The organism is Phaeobacter sp. JH20_08 (assembly GCF_048056635.1).
In the GTDB taxonomy this organism is placed as follows: Bacteria; Pseudomonadota; Alphaproteobacteria; order Rhodobacterales; family Rhodobacteraceae; genus Phaeobacter; species Phaeobacter bryozoorum.
In genome coordinates this window covers 636,933-654,835 of the sequence record NZ_JAYMVV010000005.1, presented here as the reverse complement: position 1 = coordinate 654,835, position 17,903 = coordinate 636,933, and the positions used below count along the sequence as shown (strand labels likewise).

The window sequence follows — 17,903 nt, the reverse complement described above, 5'->3', positions numbered from 1 at the left end:
CAGCCGTAAATTCACCGTGGAAAATCGAGATAAATTTCAAGAATTCGGACTCTCCCGGCCCGGAGCCCGCCCTGCGGGTCCGCTTTCACCGCCTGCCACCGACCCCGCATCCGAACAACAATCGCCAACAAAAAAAGCCCCCGCAAAATAGTGCAGGAGCTTTCCGCCTCATGTCACGATCACGTCAGAAAATCAGAACTCCACACCCTTCTGGGCTTTGATGCCGTCGCGGAAAGGATGTTTGATCTGACCCATTTCGGTGACCAGATCAGCGATCTCGATCAGCTCTTCCTTGGCGTTGCGACCGGTCAGGACGACATGGGTCATCGGGGGTTTCTCGGTCTCAAGGAATTCCACCACATCGGCAATGTCGATGTAGTCATAGCGCAGCGCGATATTGATTTCATCGAGGAGCACCATGGCGTTGCGCTCGTCGCGGATCATCTCCTTGGCCTTCTCCCAGCCCTTCTGCGCGGCGGCAATATCGCGCGCCTTGTCCTGGGTTTCCCAGGTAAAGCCTTCGCCCATCGCGTAGAACTGGCACAGCTCGCTGAAGTTCTCCTCGATCAGGGTGCGTTCACCGGTCTGCCAGGCGCCTTTGATGAACTGCACCACTGCCGAGGGCATCCCATGGGCAATGCAGCGCATGATCATGCCAAATCCAGAGCTGGACTTGCCCTTGCCCGGGCCGGTGTGGACGATGATCAGCCCCTTTTCGCCATCCTTGTTCTGCATCATGCGGTCGCGGGCGGCCTTCTTCTTGGCCATTTTCGCCGCATGGCGTGCCGCTTCTGCTTCGGAAATGTCGGTCTCGGGCGTATCGCTCATTGTGGCTCTCCTACTGGTTCGCCCATCTCTTGACAAAGACAGGGGCAATGGCGCAAGGGGGTTTTGTTGGTTCCTGCCATTTGGCAGGCGAAGAGGGAATGTGACAGTTGGGCCATCAGGGTCCGTCAAAGCACAGCCGCCCCCGCGACCGTGACCGGAGAGGTCTCCGATGCCACTGAGTACCACTCGGGAAGGCAGGATGACCGTCAGGACCCGAAAAAGGTCCTGGCATCCGCAAGCCGGGAGACCTGCCAACGCACGAAATGCAACGGGCGGACGGGGTGTTCCGCGACCGGCTGGGATCCGCGCGCGACCCTCGCGCCCCCGCTGGCCCGCAGCCCCCTCGCTGAACCAAGTGAAGGGCGCTCATGGCCGAGGTAACATTGACGATCTGCACCACCTGCCGTCGCGGCGAGGTGACCGACCCGGAGGCCCCCCGCCCCGGTGCCCGTATGCTGGCCGCCCTGCAAGAGGCCGATCTGCCCGATGGCGTTGCGGTGCGCGGTGTCGAATGCCTCTCGGCCTGCACCCGTGGCTGTTCCATGGTGCTGAGCGGCGGCGACGCCCGCTGGAGCTACATCTACGGTGATCTTGATCCCGACGAACATGTGCCCGACATCCTGAGCGGCGCTGCCGCCTATGCCGCCACCACGGATGGTCTGGTGCCCTGGCGCGAACGCCCCGTGGTGTTCCGCAAGCAATCCATCGCCCGTATCCCGCCTGCGCCCGCACCTGCGGCGACCTCTCCCACTCCTCCCTCCTTATCCAAGGACTGACCCCATGAGCGATCTGAACAAAATCCCCGTCACCGTCATCACCGGCTTCCTTGGTGCGGGCAAAACCACCCTGATCCGCCATCTGATGCAGAACCCGCAGGGCAAGCGTCTGGCCGTGGTGGTCAATGAATTTGGCACCGCCGGTGTGGACGGTGAAATCCTGAAATCCTGCGCCGATGAGAACTGCCCGGCAGAGAACATCATGGAGCTCGCCAACGGGTGTATCTGCTGCACCGTGGCCGATGATTTCATCCCCACCATCGAACAGCTGATGAACCTGCCGGAAAAACCCGATCACATCGTGATCGAAACCTCCGGTCTGGCGCTGCCGAAACCGCTTTTGAAGGCCTTTGACTGGCCCGCGATCCGGTCGCGCATCACTGTGGATGGCGTGGTTGCGCTGGCCGACGCCGAAGCGGTCGCCAAGGGCCAGTTCGCCACCGATCTGGATGCGGTGCAGGCCCAGCGGGAAGCCGATGAGGGCATCGACCATGAAACCCCGCTGTCGGAGCTGTTCAAGGATCAGATCTCCTGCGCGGACATCATCCTGTTGTCGAAGGCCGATCTGGCCGGTGAAGAGGGCCTGGACAAGGCACGCGCGATGATCGAGGCCGAAGCGCCGCGCAAACTGCCGATCCTGTCGATGTCCGAAGGCGTGATCGACCCGCGCGTCATTCTGGGGCTTGAGGCCGCGGCCGAAGACGATCTGGATGCGCGCCCGTCGCACCATGAGCATCATCACCACCATGACGATGATCACGACCACGATCACGATCATCACCACCATGATCACAGCCATGACGATTTTGATACAATCGTGGTCGACCTCGGCGAAGTTTCCGATCCGCAGGCATTGCAAGATGCCATCGTGAAACTCGCCCGCGAGCGCAATATCCTGCGCGTCAAAGGTTATGTGGCGGTGGAAGGAAAACCGATGCGGATGCTTGTTCAGGCCGTGGGCGAACGCCTGCGCTCGCAATATGACCAGCCCTGGGGTGACATGCCCCGGCGTACCCAGCTGGTGGTGATTGCCGAGCACGACAACATCGACGCCGCCGCCATCCGCGCCGAGCTGGGGGCCTGAGCCGATGCCGGTCGGGCGCATTCGCACCCTCCCAGGCTCGGACGCAGCCCACACAGCGCCCGCCGCCTGCCAGAATACAAAGGCCTGACCCATGCATGTCGTCTTCCGCGAAAGCCACGGCCTCGACGAGAGTGATACACCACAGGATCTGGGGCAGACGCCTGCGGACCTTGTGGTGCTGTCGTTCTCCGACAGCGATCTCGGGGCCTTTGCGGCGGGCTGGCACCGGGCCGAGGGCAAGCTGCCCAGCCTGCGCCTTGCCAATCTGGTGGCGCTGAAACACCCGCTCTCGGTCGATGTCTATGCCGAACAGACACTGGAGGGCGCCAAGGGCGTTCTGGTACGTCTGATCGGCGGAGAAAGCTACTGGTCCTACGGGCTTGCCACGCTACAGGATCTGGCGCGGCGCAAGGGCATAGCGCTGGCGATCCTGCCGGCTGACGGGCGCGAAGATGCCCGTCTGGACGCCCTCTCGACCCTGCCGGTTTCAACTCTGCGCCGGCTCCAGCATCTATGTGATGCCGGCGGTGCGGTGGCGGCACAGGCGGCACTTGCCCAGCTGTCGCTGGCGGCGGGGCTTTATGCCGGTCCGGTCCTTGGCCTCAAGAGCACGCCCGAACACGGGTTCTATGACCCGGAAAAAGGCGTGCTGGCGGATCTGCCGGCGCAGGACAAACCCCTCATATTGGTGAGTTTCTACCGCTCCTATCTGACGGCCGCCGATACCGCCCCGGTGGATGCGCTGATCAATGAGCTGCGCGGACGGGGCTATGCGGCCTATGGCGCCTTTGCTGCCAGCCTCAAGGCACCGGCCAGCGCGGACTGGCTGCGTGACAAACTGCCCGGACTGGCCCCGGCAGCCATCGTGAACGCCACCGCCTTCTCGGCGCAGGGCACCGATGGCAGCGCGTCGCCGCTCTCCACCACCGGCTGCCCGGTGTTCCAGGTCGCCTTGTCCACCGCGCGGCGCAAGGACTGGGCCGAGGCCGATCGCGGGCTGTCCCCGGCCGATCTTGCCATGCATGTGGTGCTGCCCGAGGTGGATGGCCGCATTTTCGCCGGGCTGGTCAGCTTCAAGGCGCCGGGCAAGAAAGACCCGGATCTGCAATATTCCCGCTTTGCCCATCGCGCCGATCCCGGCCGCATCACCGCAGCCGTTGACCGGATCGAGGGCTGGCTGCGGCTGGCGCAGCTGCCCAATGCCGACAAACGTCTGGCGCTGGTGCTGTCCACCTATCCGGGCCGCGATCACAATCTGGCCCATGCGGTGGGACTGGACGCGCTGGCCTCCTGCGATGAAATCCTGCGCGAGCTCTGGGATCAGGGCTATGTCGTGGAACCGCTGGAAAGCACCGGCCTGCGGCTGATGGCGGAGACGCAGACCATCTCGCTAGAGGGCTACAGGGCTGCGCTGGCGACCCTGCCGAAGGTGTTGCAGGACAGGCTGTCGGAGGCCTGGGGTGCCGCTGAGGAAGACCCGGATTGCCGCGATGGTGCCTTTCACTTCAAGGCGTTGCGGGCAGGCAAGGCGCTGATCGCGCTGCAACCCGAACGCGGCGAGGTGAAAACCCGCGTCGATGATTACCACGATCTCGACCGCACCCCGCGCCATGCCTATGTGGCGTTCTACATGTGGCTGCGCAGCCAGTCCGACGCCATTGTCCACATCGGCGCCCATGGCACGCTGGAGTGGCTGCCGGGCAAGGCCGTCGCCCTGTCCGAGCACTGCTGGCCCGAGGTGCTGACCGGGCCGCTGCCTGTTGCCTATCCCTTTATCGTCAATGATCCGGGCGAGGCCGCACAGGCCAAGCGCCGCATTGGCGCCGTCACCCTGGGCCATCTGCCGCCGCCGCTGGCGCAGACCAATCTGCCCGCAGGCATGGCGCGGCTGGAAAGCCTGCTTGATGAATATTCCACCGCTGACGGACTGGATCCGGCCCGCCGCGACCGGCTGATCGACAGCATCCGGGCCGAGGCGCAGGGCACAGGCGTGGAGGCTGATCTGGGCCTCACGCCCGACACCTCGCCCGCCGAGGCGATCACCCGGATCGACGCCTTTGTCTGCGACATCAAGGAAAGCCAATACGGGGAAGGACTGCATATCTTTGGCACCGGTCAATGCGGCGCTGAGGAACGCGCCGGGCTGGTGGCCGCGCTGAATGGCCAGATGGTGGCCCCCGGCCCCTCCGGCTCGCCGTTTCGCGGCCGTACGGATGTGATCCCGACCGGGCGCAACCTCTTCACCACGGATCCCCGCGCGGTGCCGTCGCGCGCGGCGCAGGCGCAAGGGGTCAAGCTGGCAGAAGAGCTGCTGCGCCGCCATCTTCAGGACCATGGCGACTGGCCACGCGGGCTGGTGATTGATCTCTGGGGCTCGGCCACCATGCGCACCGCGGGCGAGGAATTTGCCATGGCGCTGCATCTGGCGGGGCTGGCGCCCAAGTGGGACGAAGGCTCCGAGCGCGTCTCCGGTTTCGAGGTGCTGCCGCTCTCGATGCTGAACCGGCCACGCATTGATGTCACCCTGCGGGTCTCCGGTCTGTTCCGTGACGTCTTCCCCGGTCTGGCGCAGATGTTCGAGGCCGCCGCCGCCGCGCTGGCAGGCCGCGAGGAAAGCGCGAGCGACAATCCCTATCTGGCGCAGACGCCCCGCGTTTTTGGCCCGAAACCGGGTCAATACGGCCTGTCGATGAACCCGCATCTGGATGACTACAGCGACGCGGCCCGCGCGGCAGCGGGCGAGGCCTGGCTCAATGCGTCGTCGCACGCGATTGATGCCAAGGGCACCATCACCGATGCCCGCGAGGCCCTGGAGATCCGGCTGCAAACCACGGATAGTTTTGTGCACCTGCAGGATCTGCCGGAAACCGACCTGCTGGTGGCCTCGGATTATGCCGCGCATGAGGCCGGATTTGCCGCCGCCATGGCGCGCATCGGCCAAAAGGCACCGGCGCTCTACCACATGGATGCCACCCGGCCTGACAAACCGCAGGCGCGCAGCTTGGGCGAGGAGATCGCCCGCGTGACGCGCGCCCGCGCCGCCAATCCCGATTGGGCCACCTCGATGATGAACCACGGCTTTCGCGGCGCGGCGGAAATCGCGGCGACGCTGGATCATATGGCGGCCTTTGCCCATCTGGCGCAGGTGGTGCAGCCGCATCTCTTTGATCTCTATTTCGAGGCCACTTTGGGCCGCGAGGATCTGGTCGACTTCATGGAGCGCGAGAACCCCGACGCGCTGGCTGCCATGCGCGACCGCTTTCGCGCGCTGTTTGATGCCGGCCTGTGGAGCACGCGGCGCAACTCGATCATGGCCGAGCTGGAGGGCGCGGTGTGACTGAGCAAGCCGCCTCCCCAGCGCCCAAAGTCTATGGCTGGTGTCCCGGTGCGCTGCGTCCGATGATGTCGGGCGACGGGCTGGTGGTGCGGGTGCGCGCACCTTTGGGGCGGCTCACACCGGATCAGGCGCGTGGTCTGGCCGATCTGGCGCAGCGCTGTGGATCCGGCATTGTCGATATTTCCGCCCGCGCCAATCTGCAACTGCGCGGCATTCGCGAGGACGCCCATCTGCCACTGATCGCAGGTCTTGGCGATCTGGGTCTGGTCGATGAGGATGCAGAGGCCGAGGCGCGTCGCAATATCACCCTGACGCCGTTCTGGCGCGCAGGCGACGACAGCCACCAGATTGCGCAGACGCTGGCGGCCGCGCTGACGGAGGCCCGCGATCTGGCGCTTCCCGGCAAGTTCGGCTTTGCCGTGGACTGTGGTGACCTGCCCGTGCTGGCCGAGACAGCCGCAGATATCCGCATCGAACGTGGCCCCGACGGGTTGATCCTGCGCGCCGATGGTGCAGACAGGGGCCTGCCGGTCACGGCTGACAGTGCCGCAGGCGACGCCCTCGCGCTGGCGCGCTGGTTTCTCGACCAAGGCGGCGCGTCCGGGGGGCGTGGCAGAATGCACCGGCTGATTGCGCGCCGCGGCCCCCCTGCGGCGCATGCGGCAACGGTCGGTGCCGCAACGTCTTCCTTCCGGCCTCTCCCGGGCGCATCGGCGCAGGGGCTGTTGGTGGCTTTGGAATTTGGCCAGATGCCTGCCCGCACGTTGGCGGCGCTGGCCGATCACGGCGCGCTGCGACTCACCCCCTGGCGGATGCTGCTTGTCGAAGGCGCCAGCACCCTGCCCCCCCTGCCCGACCTGATCCTGGATGCAACCGATCCCCGCCTGCGGGTGAGCGCCTGCACCGGGGCACCCGGCTGCCCGCAGGCGCGCGCGGCGACGCGCGCTCTGGCCCGCGATCTGGCCCCTGCGGTGCCTGCGGGCCTGCATCTGCATGTCTCCGGCTGCGCCAAAGGCTGTGCCCACCCCCGCCCCGCCGATCTGGTGCTGACCGCCACCGGTGACGACCAATTTGACCTGATCCGCAATGGCACTGCCGCCGATCACCCGCTAAACACCTCCCTGAGCGCCGCCCGCTTACGCGCCGCTCCAGACCTTATGACAGAGGGCAGCTGATATGCTCCACACCTATGAAACCAATGGCGCCGCGATCTATGCCGAAAGCTTTGCCACCATCCGCCGCGAGGCCGATCTAGCGCGCTTCAGCAAGGACGAGGAAATTGTCGTCGTCCGCATGATCCACGCCGCAGGCATGGTGGGGCTGGAGGAGCATGTGCGGTTTTCCCAAGGCATGGCCGAGACCGCCCGCGCAGCCCTTGCCAAGGGCGCGCCGATCCTCTGCGATGCGTATATGGTCTCCGAGGGCATCACCCGCCCGCGCCTGCCCGCGGACAATGAGGTGATCTGTACCCTGCGAGACCCCAAGGTGCCGGAGCTGGCCAAGGAGATGTCCAACACCCGCTCCGCCGCCGCGCTGGAGCTTTGGCGCCCGAAACTGGAAGGTGCGGTCGTGGCCATCGGCAATGCCCCAACCGCGCTGTTTCACCTGTTGAACATGCTGAAAGACCCCGATTGCCCCCGCCCCGCCGCCATTATCGGCTGTCCCGTCGGTTTTGTCGGTGCGATGGAATCCAAAGAGGCGCTGATGGAAGATCTGCCAGTGCCGTCGATGATCGTCAAAGGGCGCCTCGGCGGGTCTGCAATCACTGTCGCTGCCGTGAACGCGCTGGCGAGCTGGAAAGAGTAAGCCATGACCATTGCGAAGGGCAAAGTCATCTGCGCGGGGCTCGGCCCCGGCGATCCCGATCTGATGAGCCTGCGCTCGCACCGGATGATTTCCGGCGCGCGCCACATCGCCTATTTCCGCAAGGCCGGCCGCAAGGGCCAAGCCCGCGCGATTGTCGAAGGCATGCTGGCAGACGGCGTCACCGAACACGCGATGGAATACCCGGTGACGACCGAGATCCATTTCTCCGATCCCGAATACAACCGGGTACTGGCGGAGTTCTATGACCGCTGGGCCGACACATTGGCCGAGATTGCCCAGACCGAGGACGTCGTGGTGCTCTGTGAGGGGGATCCGTTCCTCTATGGCTCTTATATGCATCTCTACACCCGCCTTCAGGGCCGGGCCGCGCAGGAGATTATTCCCGGCATCACCGGCATGTCCGGCTGCTGGACCGCCTCCGGCCAGCCGATCACCTGGGGCGATGATGTGCTGACCGTGGCGATGGCCACCCTCAGCGAGGATGAGCTGGCCAAACGCGCGGCAGAAACCGACGCGCTAGTCGTCATGAAAATCGGCCGCAACCTGCCCAAACTGCGCCGCGCGCTGGAACGTGCGGGCCGCGCAGATGACGCCTGGCTGGTCGAACGCGGCACCATGCCCGGCCAGACAGTGCAGAAGCTGTCGGAGATCGACGGCGAGGTGCCTTACTTTTCTATCGTCTTGGTTCACGGACAGGGGCGCCGGCCATGAAACTATCGCAAAACGGCTGGGTGGTGATTGCGGGGCTTGGGCCCGGCAACGAGGCATTGGTAACGCAGGAGGTGCGCGACGCCATTGATGAGGCCACGGATATCGTTGGCTATATCCCCTACGTCAACCGGGTCGCGCCGCGCGAGGGGCTGACCCTCCACGCCACCGACAACCGGGTCGAGGTGGACCGCGCCACCCATGCGCTGGAAATGGCATCCGAGGGCAAGCGGGTTGTCGTTGTCTCCTCCGGTGATCCGGGGGTGTTTGCCATGGCCTCTGCTGTGTTTGAGGCGCTGGAGAACAGTGCCGAAAGCAACCCCGAGTGGCTGGATCTGGAGATCAAGGTGCTGCCCGGTATCACCGCCATGCTGGCCGCCGCTGCTGCCATCGGCGCGCCCTTGGGGCATGACTTTGCCGCCATCAACCTCAGCGACAACCTGAAGCCCTGGAGCCTCATTGAAAAACGCCTGCAACTGGTTGGCGAGGCCGGTCTGGCGATGGCGTTCTACAACCCGCGCTCCAAGTCGCGACCGCATCAGTTTGCCCGCGCGCTGGAGATCCTGCGCGAGGCCTGCGGTGCGGAGACGCTGATCACCTTTGCCCGCGACGTGACCAAGCCCGGGCAGGAGCTGCTGACCGTGCCGCTGAAGGACGCAACGCCCGAGATGGCCGACATGCGCACGGTGGTTATTGTCGGCAACCGCGACACGCGGCGGGTGGGCCATTACGTTTACACCCCCCGCTACGCGGCTGAGGGTTAAGCGGCGGAATGCAACAGCCAGGCCATCACCTCTGCCACGCTGCCCAATACGGGCCGCTGAGGCACCTCGGGTCTGCCGATCATGATGACCGGCAGGGCGAGGGTGCGCGCGGCGGCGAGTTTGGCTGCGGCCCCCGCGCCGCCCGCGTTCTTGGCGACCACATGGGTGATGGCGTGGCGCTGCATCAGATCTGTGTCGCCCGCCACGTCAAACGGCCCGCGGGCGATTTCGACCGTGGTGTTTGGCAGCGGCAAGTCTGCCTCCGGTTCGTCCACCAGCCGCAGCAGGTAGTGGTGATGGGGCTTGGCGGCGAATTGGCTGAGGTTCTGCTTGCCGATTGCCAGGAACACCCGCGCGGGGGAATCCGGCAGAGCATTTACCGCGCCTTCGATGCTGTCCGTGTGAACCCATTGGTCGCCCTCTCCCGCCTGCCAGGCCGGGCGTTCAAAGGCGCAGAGCGGCACGCCCGCCGCTTTGCAGGCGCGCACCGCGTTGGTGCTCATCTGAGCGGCAAACGGGTGAGTGGCGTCGACCACATGGGTGATGCTTTTGGCGCGCAGGTAGGCTGCCAGCCCCTCCACGCCACCAAAGCCGCCAATGCGCGTGGGCAGCGGCTGGCTGACCGGTTTGGCTGTGCGGCCCGCGTAGGAAAACACTGCATCCGCGCCAGTTTCCGCAAGGGTTTTGGCCAATTGCGAGGCCTCGGTGGTGCCGCCCAGCAGGAGGATGCGTGTCATGTCTGATGGCCTTTCCAAGCACTGGCTCACAATCGTTGGTCTGGGCGAAAATGGACTGGATTCCTTAAGCGATGCAAGCCGGAAGGCGCTGGAGCAGGCCGAGGTGATCTTTGGCGGCCCGCGGCATCTGGAACTGGCGGGTGCTGGGGCCAAGGGCCGGGCATGGCAGGTGCCGTTTTCCATTGAGCCGGTGCTGGCGATGCGCGGGCGCAAAGTCGCTGTTCTCGCCTCCGGCGATCCGTTCTGGCATGGCGCCGGCGGCTCGCTGATGCGGGATCTGGAGGCGGGTGAATGGGTGTCGCACCCGGTGCCATCCTGTTTTGCGCTGGCCGCCAATCTTCTGGGCTGGAAGCTGGAGGAGGTTCTGTGCCTTGGCCTTCATGCCGCGCCTTACGCCCGGCTGCTGCCGCTTCTGGGCCGGGGCGTGCGCCTGATCTGCACCCTGCGCGATGGCAAGGCACCGGCGGAGCTGGCGCAATGGCTGGCTGCAAACGGCCAGCCCGACGCGCGGCTTCATGTGATGGAACGGCTGGGCGGGCCAAGGCAACGGCTGCGCCAAGCAACAGCCGAAGCCTGGGATCTGCCGCAGGCAGAAGCGCCGGTCCTTATGGCCATCGAGGCCATGCGGCCCGGGCTGCCGCAGGCGTCGGGGCTGGCGGATGACCTCTTTGCCAGCGACGGGCAGATCACCAAACGCCCCATTCGGGCGCTGACCCTGTCGGCGCTGGCCCCGCGCGCAGGTGAGCTGCTGTGGGACATCGGCGGCGGGTCTGGGTCCGTCTCGGTGGAGTGGTGTCTGGCCGCACAGGGTGCGCGGGCGATCACCTTCGAGCCGCGCGAAAGCCGACTGGCGAACATCCGCGCCAATGCGGCGGCGTTCGGGCTGGATCACCGGATGACGGCGGTGCTGGGCAAGGCGCCGGAGGTGCTGGACGGGTTTGAGATGCCCGACTGCGTGTTCATCGGCGGCGGCGGCTCGCAGGCGCTGCTGGATCATCTGTGGGACATCCTGCCCGCAGGCACCCGGCTGGTTGCCAATGGGGTGACGCTGGAAACCGAAACCCTCTTGATGCAGGCCCATGCGGACCATGGCGGGCATCTCTTGAAAGCGGAGATCGCCGAGGCCGGGCCGCTGGGCACCATGCGCGACTGGCGCCGGGCGCGGCCTGTCATACAATGGAGTGTCACGCGATGAAGGTGGCAGGCATCGGGTTCCGCAGCACGGCCACGGCGACGGATTTGCAGTCCGCGCTGGCGCTGACCGGGGAGCGGGTGGATGCGCTGGCCTCCATCGCTCATAAGGCCGACGCCCCCGCTATGCAGGAGTTTGCGCGCAGCCTTGGGCTGCCGGTGATTTCGTTGCAGGAACAGGATATAGCCGGGGAGCAGACATTGACCTGCTCGCCAAGGATAAAGGCGCGGTTCGGCACCGGGTCGCTGGCGGAAGCCGCGGCGCTGGCGGGCGCGCGCCATGGGGTGAAGGGCGCACGCGCGCGCCTTCTTTCCCCGAGAGTTGTCACCGCGGATGGGCTTGCCACCGCGGCCATAGCAGAAAGACTTGAGCCATGACCGTTCACTTCATTGGCGCCGGACCGGGCGCTGCCGACCTTCTGACCCTGCGCGGGCGCGATATCATCGCCGCCTGCCCGGTGTGCCTCTACGCGGGCTCGCTGGTGCCGGAGGAGATCCTGAACCATTGCCCCGAGGATGCAAAGATCGTGAACACCGCAGCGATGGATCTGGATGCCATCGTGGCGGAGATCAAGGCGGCGCATGAGGCGGGACAGGACGTGGCGCGGTTGCATTCGGGCGATCTGTCGGTGTGGTCGGCGATGGGCGAACAGCTGCGCCGATTGAAGGCGGAGGGCATTCCGGTAAGCGTAACCCCCGGTGTGCCATCCTTTGCCGCCGCTGCTGCCGCGCTGGGGACCGAGCTGACCCTGCCGGGCCTTGGCCAGTCGGTGGTGCTGACCCGCACGCCGGGGCGCGCGTCCTCGATGCCCGAGGGCGAGACGCTGGAGAATTTCGCCCGTACCGGTGCCACGCTAGCCATTCACCTGTCGATCGGCAATCTGGACCATGTGGTGGACAGCCTCGCGCCCCATTACGGCGCGGATTGTCCGGTGGCGGTGGTTTACCGCGCCAGCTGGCCGGATCAGCAGATCATCCGCGCCACGCTGGAGACCCTGAAGGATGCGCTGGACGAGAAAATCTCCCGCACCGCGCTGATCCTTGTTGGACCGGTGCTGAAGGGCGAAGGCTTTGACGAAAGCTGCCTCTATTCCACCGAATACGATCGCCGCTACCGGCCGCAGAGCGCCGACAGCCCGTGGTCGAGCTGGAGCCATGGGGACGACTAAGGCCATGACAAATATGAACCCTCCCGGACTGATGATCTCGGCGCCCTCCTCGGGCACCGGCAAGACCACCGTGATGCTGGGCCTGCTCAGGGCGCTGGCCGAAGACGGGCTGGTGGTGCAGCCTTACAAGAGCGGGCCGGATTATATCGACCCGGCCTTCCACCTGGCGGCGGCGAAACGGCCCAGTTTCAACCTCGATACCTGGGCGATGGACGGCGGCCTGCTGGATGCAGTCACAGCGCAATCTGCGGGGGCGGAGATCTGCGTCGGCGAAGGCTCCATGGGCCTTTATGACGGTGTGGCGACGCGCGGGCAGTCGGGCTTTGGCTCCTCCGCCGAGACCGCCAAGCGTATGGGCTGGCCGGTGGTGCTGGTGGTAGACGTGGGCGGACAGGCGCAATCGGCGGCGGCCACGGCGCTGGGGTTCAAGAATTATGACACCGAAGTGCCCTTTGCCGGGGTGATCCTCAATCGTGTAGCCAGCCCGCGCCATGAGCGGCTGACCCGGCTGGGGATGGAGAAGGCAGGCATCAAGGTGCTCGGCTCCCTGCCCCGGCGCGGCGATCTGGCGCTGCCGGAGCGGCATCTGGGCCTGATCCAGGCGGTGGAACATCCCGATCTGGAAGCCGCCATCGCGGGCTATGCGGCGTTCCTGCGCGAGAATGTCGACCTCGACGCGATCAAGGCGGCAGCGCTGGCGGGGCCTGCCCCCGCCCCGGCGCGCCTGCCCAAGCCACCTGCCCAGCGGATTGCGCTGGCGCGGGATGCGGCGTTTTCCTTCACCTATCCGCACCTGCTGGAAGGCTGGCGCGCGGCGGGGGCAGAGATCCTGCCGTTCTCGCCGCTGGCTGATGAGGCCCCCGCGGCAGATGCCGATCTGGTCTGGCTGCCCGGCGGCTACCCGGAATTGCACGGCGGAGTGCTGGCGGCGGCGGAGACCTTCCGCGCCGGTGTCCGCAAGCACGCCGAGACCAAACCGGTGCATGGCGAATGCGGCGGCTACATGGCCCTGGGCGAGGCGCTGATCGACAAGGAGGGCAACCGCCACCGGATGCTGGGCCTCTTGGGCCTCGTGACCTCCTACGAGAAGCGCAAGTTCCACCTTGGCTACCGCCGTGCGGTGCTTCAGGCGGCGATGCCCGGATTTGACGCAGGCACAGCACTGCGCGGCCATGAGTTCCATTATTCGACCATTCTGGAAGAACCTGACGCGCCGCTGGCCAATGTCATGGATGCCGACGGCGGCCCGGTGCCAGAGACCGGCTCGATCAAGGGCCATGTTACCGGCACGTTCTTTCACCTGATCACGGGAGAGCGCGCATGAGCGGTTTTGTCTCCTTTGTCTCCTCCGGTCCGGGCGACCCGGAGCTCTTGACCGTGAAGGCGGTGAAGCGGCTGGAGGCTGCGGATGCGGTGCTGTTTGACGACCTGTCCTCGGGGCCGATCCTGACCCATGCCCGCGCCGACGCGGATCTGGTGGGCGTGGGCAAACGGGCCGGACGTCCCTCCCCCAAGCAGGACCATGTGAGCCAGCTTCTGGTGGATTATGCCCAAAGTGGGCTGCATGTGGTGCGGCTGAAATCGGGCGATTCCGGTGTCTTTGGCCGGCTGGAGGAAGAAATCACCGCGCTGCGGCAGGCGGGTATCGGGTTCGAGATCGTGCCCGGAGTTACCGCGGCCTCGGCAGCGGCGGCGGCGGCGAATATCCCGCTGACCCGGCGGCTGACGGCGCGGCGGTTGCAGTTCATCACCGGCCATGACGTGACCGGTGGGCTGCCCGATCAGCTGAACCTCGCCGCACTGGCGGACCCGGATGCGACCACCGTGGTCTATATGGGCAAGCGGACCTTTGCGGCGCTGGCGGAGAAGCTGCTGGAGGCGGGGCTGCCCCCGCAGACCCATGCGCTGATTGCACTGGGGGTCTCGACGCCGGAGCAGGAGCTGCATTGCCACACGGTGGGCGAGCTGCCGGAGGTGCTGCGTGCGATGGAGACCACCGCGCCGGTGCTGATCCTCTATGGCCCGCTTGCCGATCAGCCTGCGGATCCGGCCCATGCCGCCGTGAATGCCAAGGACGACCACTGACCCGCCGTCACCGCGCGGGTCCCTACGCCCGGACCAGAGGTCATCCCGCTCTGAGAGCGCCACACCCTCCCCGTGTTTCGCGGGTGGGGCATTTCCATTTTCGCGTGTTCGCCGCAGCTGACCCAAGGGCGCGTCGCAATCGCCTTCTCCGGGGCCGGATTCAAACTTGACCGAGTCGGGGCGCAGGGGCCACATAGGCGCCATATGGTGTCCAACGGCGCGAAGCGTCAGGACTGAAACGGGAATGAGGAACGGTGGACCCAATTGCGGCACCGAAGCCTCAACCGCCCCCGCGACTGTGAGCGGCGAGCAGCTTTCCAACACCCACTGGCCAACTGGCTGGGAAGGGGGAAAGCAAGCAGCGACCCGCGAGTCAGGAGACCGGCCATACCACATAATCAACCCGTCGGGTGAGACGGAGAGGAGACAGATATGCATATCGAACCGGGCATCGTTGATGCCACCAAAATTGGCTTGTCCTATGCCACCGCAGCCGGTGCCGCGACCTATGCTGCAAAAGAGACCTTTGTGGATCTGAAGAGGACCAATATCGCCTCCTACGCGATGCGCGCGATGATCGCGACCGTGGGTGTGCTGGTGTTCTTTGAAGTGCTGCCGCATTTCCCGGTGGGCGTCTCCGAGGTGCATTTCATTCTCGGCTCGACCCTGTTCCTGATCCTCGGGTCCGCGCCTGCGGCCTTTGGTCTGGCGATGGGTCTGCTGATCCAGGGCGTGTTCTTTGCGCCGTTTGATCTGCCGATGTACTTCATCAACCTGACCACGCTCTTGGTGCCACTGTTTGCGCTGCAGGCGCTGGCAAGCCGCATCATCGCGCCGGGCACCGCCTATATCGACCTGAAATACAGCCAGGCGCTGGCATTGAGCACCGCCTATCAGGGCGGCGTGGTTGCCTGGGTGGCGTTCTGGGCCTTCTACGGTCAGGGATTTGGCAGCGCGACCGTGACCTCGGTGCTGAGCTTTGGCGGCGCCTATATGCTGGTCATCCTGATCGAGCCGATTGCCGATCTGGCCGTTCTGGCGGCGGCAAAGGCGACGCGTGGCCTCAATGGCAGCGCGCTGGTCACGCCGCGTCTTTACAACAACGCCTGATCCTTGGCACATGAGTGAACCGGCACGGCCCCGCCTTCGGGGCCGTGTTTTCGTCTGAAAGGCCCCGCAATGATTGACCTCACCCTGATCGGCATTGGCACCGGCAACCCGCAGCATCTGACCCTGCAGGCCGTTGAGGCACTGAACGCGCAGGATCTGATCCTGATCCCCAACAAAGGGGCCGGCAAAGATGATCTGGCGGGACTGCGACAGGCGATCTGCGCCGAGGCGATCCGCAGTCGCGGACAGCAGGGCGATGGCCCCCGTATCGTGGAATTCGACCTGCCGGTGCGCGATGAGGCGACACAGGATTACCGCCAGCGGGTGGATGACTGGCATGACGCCATTGCCGAGATCTGGTGGCAGACCATCACCAGCCACCTGCCCGAGGGCGGCGCGGTTGGATTTCTGGTCTGGGGGGATCCGTCGCTCTATGACAGTACGATGCGGATTGCGGACCGGCTGAAAACACGGGCCGAGATTGCCCTGCGCGTCATTCCCGGCATCACCTCCATTCAGGCGCTGACGGCGGCGCATGCGATCCCGATCAATACGATCAACGGCCCCTTCACCATCACCACCGGACGACAGCTGCGCGATGCCGGCTGGCCTGCCACTGCGGATACCGTGGTTGTGATGCTGGATGGCGCCTGTTCGTTCCAGTCTCTTGAGGCTGACGGCATCGACATCTGGTGGACGGCCTATGCCGGCATGGCGAATGAGATTTCGATCTCGGGTCCGCTGGCCGAGGTCACCGATCAGATCATCGAGACCCGTGCCAAGGCGCGTGCGGATCACGGCTGGATCATGGATATCTACCTGCTGCGGCGCAGCTGACAACAGCTGCGCAGATGTCCGGTCTCGCGCTCGGCGATGACTGTGGCCACGGGCTTGAGCTTAGGGCAGCTGGAGTGGCGGGGAGACAGGGATTCGAACCCTGGGAACGCTCTCACGTTCAACGGTTTTCAAGACCGCCGCATTCGACCACTCTGCCACCTCCCCGGTCGGCGCAGGGTTTAGGCGCTGGTTGCCGTTCTGGCAAGAGGGAATTGCAGCGGGCGGCATTTCTGCAGCGCCGTGCTCAGCCGCTGTTGGCCCCCTGCGGGGATGTGGAGGGCGGGCGGATCCGCGATCTTCGAAATCTTGCCGAGCGGGCGGCGGCAGGGTTTCCATGCGATTGCCTGACGGCTATGCTGCGCCCAGCATAAGGGCGCCGGAACAACCGGTACAGGAACAGCTGACGCCGGAGCAACCGGCTCGGGGTGGGTGACTGGTCATATGGCTGAGCACAAGACCGGGCGCGGGACGCCGTCAGATACAGGCAAGGAAGCACACATGGTTCACGCTATGTCGACACGGAAACACAGCGCGCGACGCCTCGGTGCGCCGCGTCGCGGGGCGCGGCTGGCTGCGGCATTGGCCGGGCTTATGATCCTTGGTGCCTGCGAGGATGGCCCCGGGCTGGCCTTTCTGAAACCAAAGGCGCAGGACACGGGCGCCGTCACGCCCTCAAGCAGCACCCGGCTGGTGGAACGCGAGGTCGAGGCGCCGGAAGTGTTCCAGGTGACCGAAGCGGGTCTCTGGGATGGTCGCCCGTCGCTGGGCGGGGTCTGGGTCGCGCATCCGGATGCCGAGGATCCCGAACAGGTGATCATCCGCAATCAGGCCAATGGCAAATTTGTGATCGGAGCGCTGTTCCGGCGCGAGCGGGAGATCCCCGGCCCCCGGTTGCAGGTCTCCTCAGATGCCGCCGAGGCGCTTGGCATGCTGGCGGGCGCGCCGGTTGAGCTGAATGTGACCGCCCTGCGCCGCGAAGCTGTGGCCGACCCGGATCAACCTGCGCCGGAGCTGCTGGATGACGCGGATATCGCAATCAGCGATGCCGCTGACATCGACATCCAGCCGCTTGATCCGATTGCCGATGCAGCCGCTGCGATTGATGCCGCAGCCCCCACCGCCATTGCCCCGGCGCCCGCCGCCGTGAGCGCAGCACCCGCTGCGACAGCCAAGGTGGCGGCGGCCAGCTCATCGCTGAGCAAACCCTATATCCAGATCGGCATCTTCAGCGTTGAGGCCAATGCCAAACGCACCGCCGATCAGATGCGCAACGCCGGACTTGTGCCCTCTGTCCTGGCCCAATCCAGCAACGGCAAGCCGTTCTGGAGGGTGCTTGTGGGTCCGGCTCAATCGAAATCAGAACGCAGTCAGCTGCTGAAGAGCGTAAAGGACGTCGGCTTCTCCGATGCCTATGCGGTCACCAATTGACCCTGCCTGTGCGGCGCTGCCT

The 17,903-nt window shown here is 65.6% G+C and carries 17 protein-coding genes, 1 tRNA gene and 2 riboswitches; of the genes, 15 read left to right on the top strand and 3 right to left on the bottom strand.

Annotated elements, in window-relative coordinates; genetic code table 11:
• Positions 1–192 precede the first annotated feature (192 nt).
• On the bottom strand, positions 193–828 hold the full coding sequence (gene cobO, locus VWY75_RS05110) for a cob(I)yrinic acid a,c-diamide adenosyltransferase (protein WP_340544893.1): 636 nt from the start codon (positions 826–828) through the stop codon (positions 193–195).
• A gap of 50 nt (positions 829–878) precedes the next feature.
• Positions 879–1,099, top strand: a riboswitch (cobalamin riboswitch).
• A gap of 97 nt (positions 1,100–1,196) precedes the next feature.
• Between cobO and VWY75_RS05105 the strand changes: the two genes are divergently transcribed.
• From VWY75_RS05105 to cobJ, 7 genes are all read left to right on the top strand, one after another.
• Complete coding sequence (locus tag VWY75_RS05105) at positions 1,197–1,604, top strand: DUF1636 family protein (protein WP_416539287.1); 408 nt, start codon at positions 1,197–1,199, stop codon at positions 1,602–1,604.
• 4 nt (positions 1,605–1,608) lie between these two features.
• Entirely contained in the window at positions 1,609–2,688 is a 1,080-nt protein-coding gene (gene cobW, locus VWY75_RS05100; protein ID WP_416539286.1) for a cobalamin biosynthesis protein CobW, read from the top strand.
• Between the two features lie 91 nt (positions 2,689–2,779).
• Positions 2,780–6,025, top strand: coding sequence for a cobaltochelatase subunit CobN (gene cobN, locus VWY75_RS05095; RefSeq protein WP_416539285.1), 3,246 nt, complete (start codon positions 2,780–2,782; stop codon positions 6,023–6,025).
• Positions 6,022–7,200, top strand: coding sequence for a precorrin-3B synthase (gene cobG, locus VWY75_RS05090; protein ID WP_416534769.1), 1,179 nt, complete (start codon positions 6,022–6,024; stop codon positions 7,198–7,200). Before cobN ends, cobG begins: the two co-directional genes overlap by 4 nt.
• 1 nt (position 7,201) lies before the next feature.
• On the top strand, positions 7,202–7,831 hold the full coding sequence (locus VWY75_RS05085) for a precorrin-8X methylmutase (RefSeq protein ID WP_416539284.1): 630 nt from the start codon (positions 7,202–7,204) through the stop codon (positions 7,829–7,831).
• Between the two features lie 3 nt (positions 7,832–7,834).
• Positions 7,835–8,563, top strand: a complete 729-nt coding sequence (locus VWY75_RS05080; protein WP_260087413.1) for a precorrin-2 C(20)-methyltransferase — start codon at positions 7,835–7,837, stop codon at positions 8,561–8,563.
• Positions 8,560–9,324 carry a precorrin-3B C(17)-methyltransferase gene (gene cobJ, locus VWY75_RS05075; RefSeq protein ID WP_416539283.1) on the top strand — a complete coding sequence of 255 codons (765 nt, stop codon included), beginning with the start codon at positions 8,560–8,562 and terminating at the stop codon, positions 9,322–9,324. The genes VWY75_RS05080 and cobJ overlap by 4 nt, the downstream gene beginning before the upstream one ends.
• On the opposite strand, the gene VWY75_RS05070 is transcribed toward cobJ, so the two are convergent.
• Positions 9,321–10,061, bottom strand: coding sequence for a cobalt-precorrin-6A reductase (locus VWY75_RS05070; protein WP_416539282.1), 741 nt, complete (start codon positions 10,059–10,061; stop codon positions 9,321–9,323). The genes cobJ and VWY75_RS05070 overlap by 4 nt on opposite strands.
• Between VWY75_RS05070 and cbiE the strand changes: the two genes are divergently transcribed.
• The 7 genes from cbiE (at position 10,060) to cobF (ending at position 16,453) form a co-directional block, all read left to right on the top strand.
• Positions 10,060–11,256: a precorrin-6y C5,15-methyltransferase (decarboxylating) subunit CbiE gene (gene cbiE, locus VWY75_RS05065; RefSeq protein WP_416539281.1), complete on the top strand. Its 1,197-nt coding sequence runs from the start codon at positions 10,060–10,062 to the stop codon at positions 11,254–11,256. The genes VWY75_RS05070 and cbiE overlap by 2 nt on opposite strands.
• Positions 11,253–11,630, top strand: a complete 378-nt coding sequence (locus tag VWY75_RS05060; protein ID WP_416539280.1) for a cobalamin biosynthesis protein — start codon at positions 11,253–11,255, stop codon at positions 11,628–11,630. Before cbiE ends, VWY75_RS05060 begins: the two co-directional genes overlap by 4 nt.
• On the top strand, positions 11,627–12,421 hold the full coding sequence (gene cobM, locus VWY75_RS05055; RefSeq protein WP_416539279.1) for a precorrin-4 C(11)-methyltransferase: 795 nt from the start codon (positions 11,627–11,629) through the stop codon (positions 12,419–12,421). Before VWY75_RS05060 ends, cobM begins: the two co-directional genes overlap by 4 nt.
• A 4-nt stretch (positions 12,422–12,425) precedes the next feature.
• Positions 12,426–13,745: a cobyrinate a,c-diamide synthase gene (locus VWY75_RS05050; RefSeq protein ID WP_416539278.1), complete on the top strand. Its 1,320-nt coding sequence runs from the start codon at positions 12,426–12,428 to the stop codon at positions 13,743–13,745.
• Entirely contained in the window at positions 13,742–14,506 is a 765-nt protein-coding gene (cobA, locus tag VWY75_RS05045; protein WP_416539277.1) for a uroporphyrinogen-III C-methyltransferase, read from the top strand. Before VWY75_RS05050 ends, cobA begins: the two co-directional genes overlap by 4 nt.
• Positions 14,507–14,694: 188 nt before the next feature.
• Positions 14,695–14,911: riboswitch (cobalamin riboswitch) on the top strand.
• 27 nt (positions 14,912–14,938) lie between these two features.
• Entirely contained in the window at positions 14,939–15,616 is a 678-nt protein-coding gene (locus tag VWY75_RS05040) for an energy-coupling factor ABC transporter permease (RefSeq protein WP_416534760.1), read from the top strand.
• A 69-nt stretch (positions 15,617–15,685) separates the two neighbouring features.
• A complete protein-coding gene (gene cobF / locus VWY75_RS05035; RefSeq protein ID WP_340544877.1) occupies positions 15,686–16,453 on the top strand; it encodes a precorrin-6A synthase (deacetylating) in 768 nt (255 codons plus the stop codon).
• A 75-nt stretch (positions 16,454–16,528) separates the two neighbouring features.
• Here the strand turns inward: cobF and VWY75_RS05030 are convergent.
• A tRNA-Ser gene (locus VWY75_RS05030) sits at positions 16,529–16,618 on the bottom strand.
• A gap of 333 nt (positions 16,619–16,951) precedes the next feature.
• On the opposite strand from VWY75_RS05030, the gene VWY75_RS05025 reads away from it, so the two are divergent.
• The gene (locus VWY75_RS05025) at positions 16,952–17,881 is read left to right on the top strand and encodes an SPOR domain-containing protein (RefSeq protein ID WP_416539276.1); all 930 of its coding nucleotides are present in this window, start codon (positions 16,952–16,954) and stop codon (positions 17,879–17,881) included.
• The last annotated feature ends 22 nt before the right edge of the window (positions 17,882–17,903 follow it).

What these genes read in the sequence shown, in the direction of transcription:
- VWY75_RS05050 (WP_416539278.1), top strand. Translation starts at nt 12,426, where the DNA reads ATGACAAATATGAACCCTCCCGGACTGATGATCTCGGCGCCCTCCTCG.
- VWY75_RS05070 (WP_416539282.1), bottom strand. Translation starts at nt 10,061, where the DNA reads ATGACACGCATCCTCCTGCTGGGCGGCACCACCGAGGCCTCGCAATTG.
- VWY75_RS05080 (WP_260087413.1), top strand. Translation starts at nt 7,835, where the DNA reads ATGACCATTGCGAAGGGCAAAGTCATCTGCGCGGGGCTCGGCCCCGGC.
- VWY75_RS05060 (WP_416539280.1), top strand. Translation starts at nt 11,253, where the DNA reads ATGAAGGTGGCAGGCATCGGGTTCCGCAGCACGGCCACGGCGACGGAT.
- cobF (WP_340544877.1), top strand. Translation starts at nt 15,686, where the DNA reads ATGATTGACCTCACCCTGATCGGCATTGGCACCGGCAACCCGCAGCAT.
- cobW (WP_416539286.1), top strand. Translation starts at nt 1,609, where the DNA reads ATGAGCGATCTGAACAAAATCCCCGTCACCGTCATCACCGGCTTCCTT.
- cobO (WP_340544893.1), bottom strand. Translation starts at nt 828, where the DNA reads ATGAGCGATACGCCCGAGACCGACATTTCCGAAGCAGAAGCGGCACGC.
- cobA (WP_416539277.1), top strand. Translation starts at nt 13,742, where the DNA reads ATGAGCGGTTTTGTCTCCTTTGTCTCCTCCGGTCCGGGCGACCCGGAG.
- cobM (WP_416539279.1), top strand. Translation starts at nt 11,627, where the DNA reads ATGACCGTTCACTTCATTGGCGCCGGACCGGGCGCTGCCGACCTTCTG.
- cobN (WP_416539285.1), top strand. Translation starts at nt 2,780, where the DNA reads ATGCATGTCGTCTTCCGCGAAAGCCACGGCCTCGACGAGAGTGATACA.
- cbiE (WP_416539281.1), top strand. Translation starts at nt 10,060, where the DNA reads ATGTCTGATGGCCTTTCCAAGCACTGGCTCACAATCGTTGGTCTGGGC.
- cobJ (WP_416539283.1), top strand. Translation starts at nt 8,560, where the DNA reads ATGAAACTATCGCAAAACGGCTGGGTGGTGATTGCGGGGCTTGGGCCC.
- VWY75_RS05040 (WP_416534760.1), top strand. Translation starts at nt 14,939, where the DNA reads ATGCATATCGAACCGGGCATCGTTGATGCCACCAAAATTGGCTTGTCC.
- VWY75_RS05085 (WP_416539284.1), top strand. Translation starts at nt 7,202, where the DNA reads ATGCTCCACACCTATGAAACCAATGGCGCCGCGATCTATGCCGAAAGC.
- VWY75_RS05105 (WP_416539287.1), top strand. Translation starts at nt 1,197, where the DNA reads ATGGCCGAGGTAACATTGACGATCTGCACCACCTGCCGTCGCGGCGAG.
- VWY75_RS05025 (WP_416539276.1), top strand. Translation starts at nt 16,952, where the DNA reads ATGGTTCACGCTATGTCGACACGGAAACACAGCGCGCGACGCCTCGGT.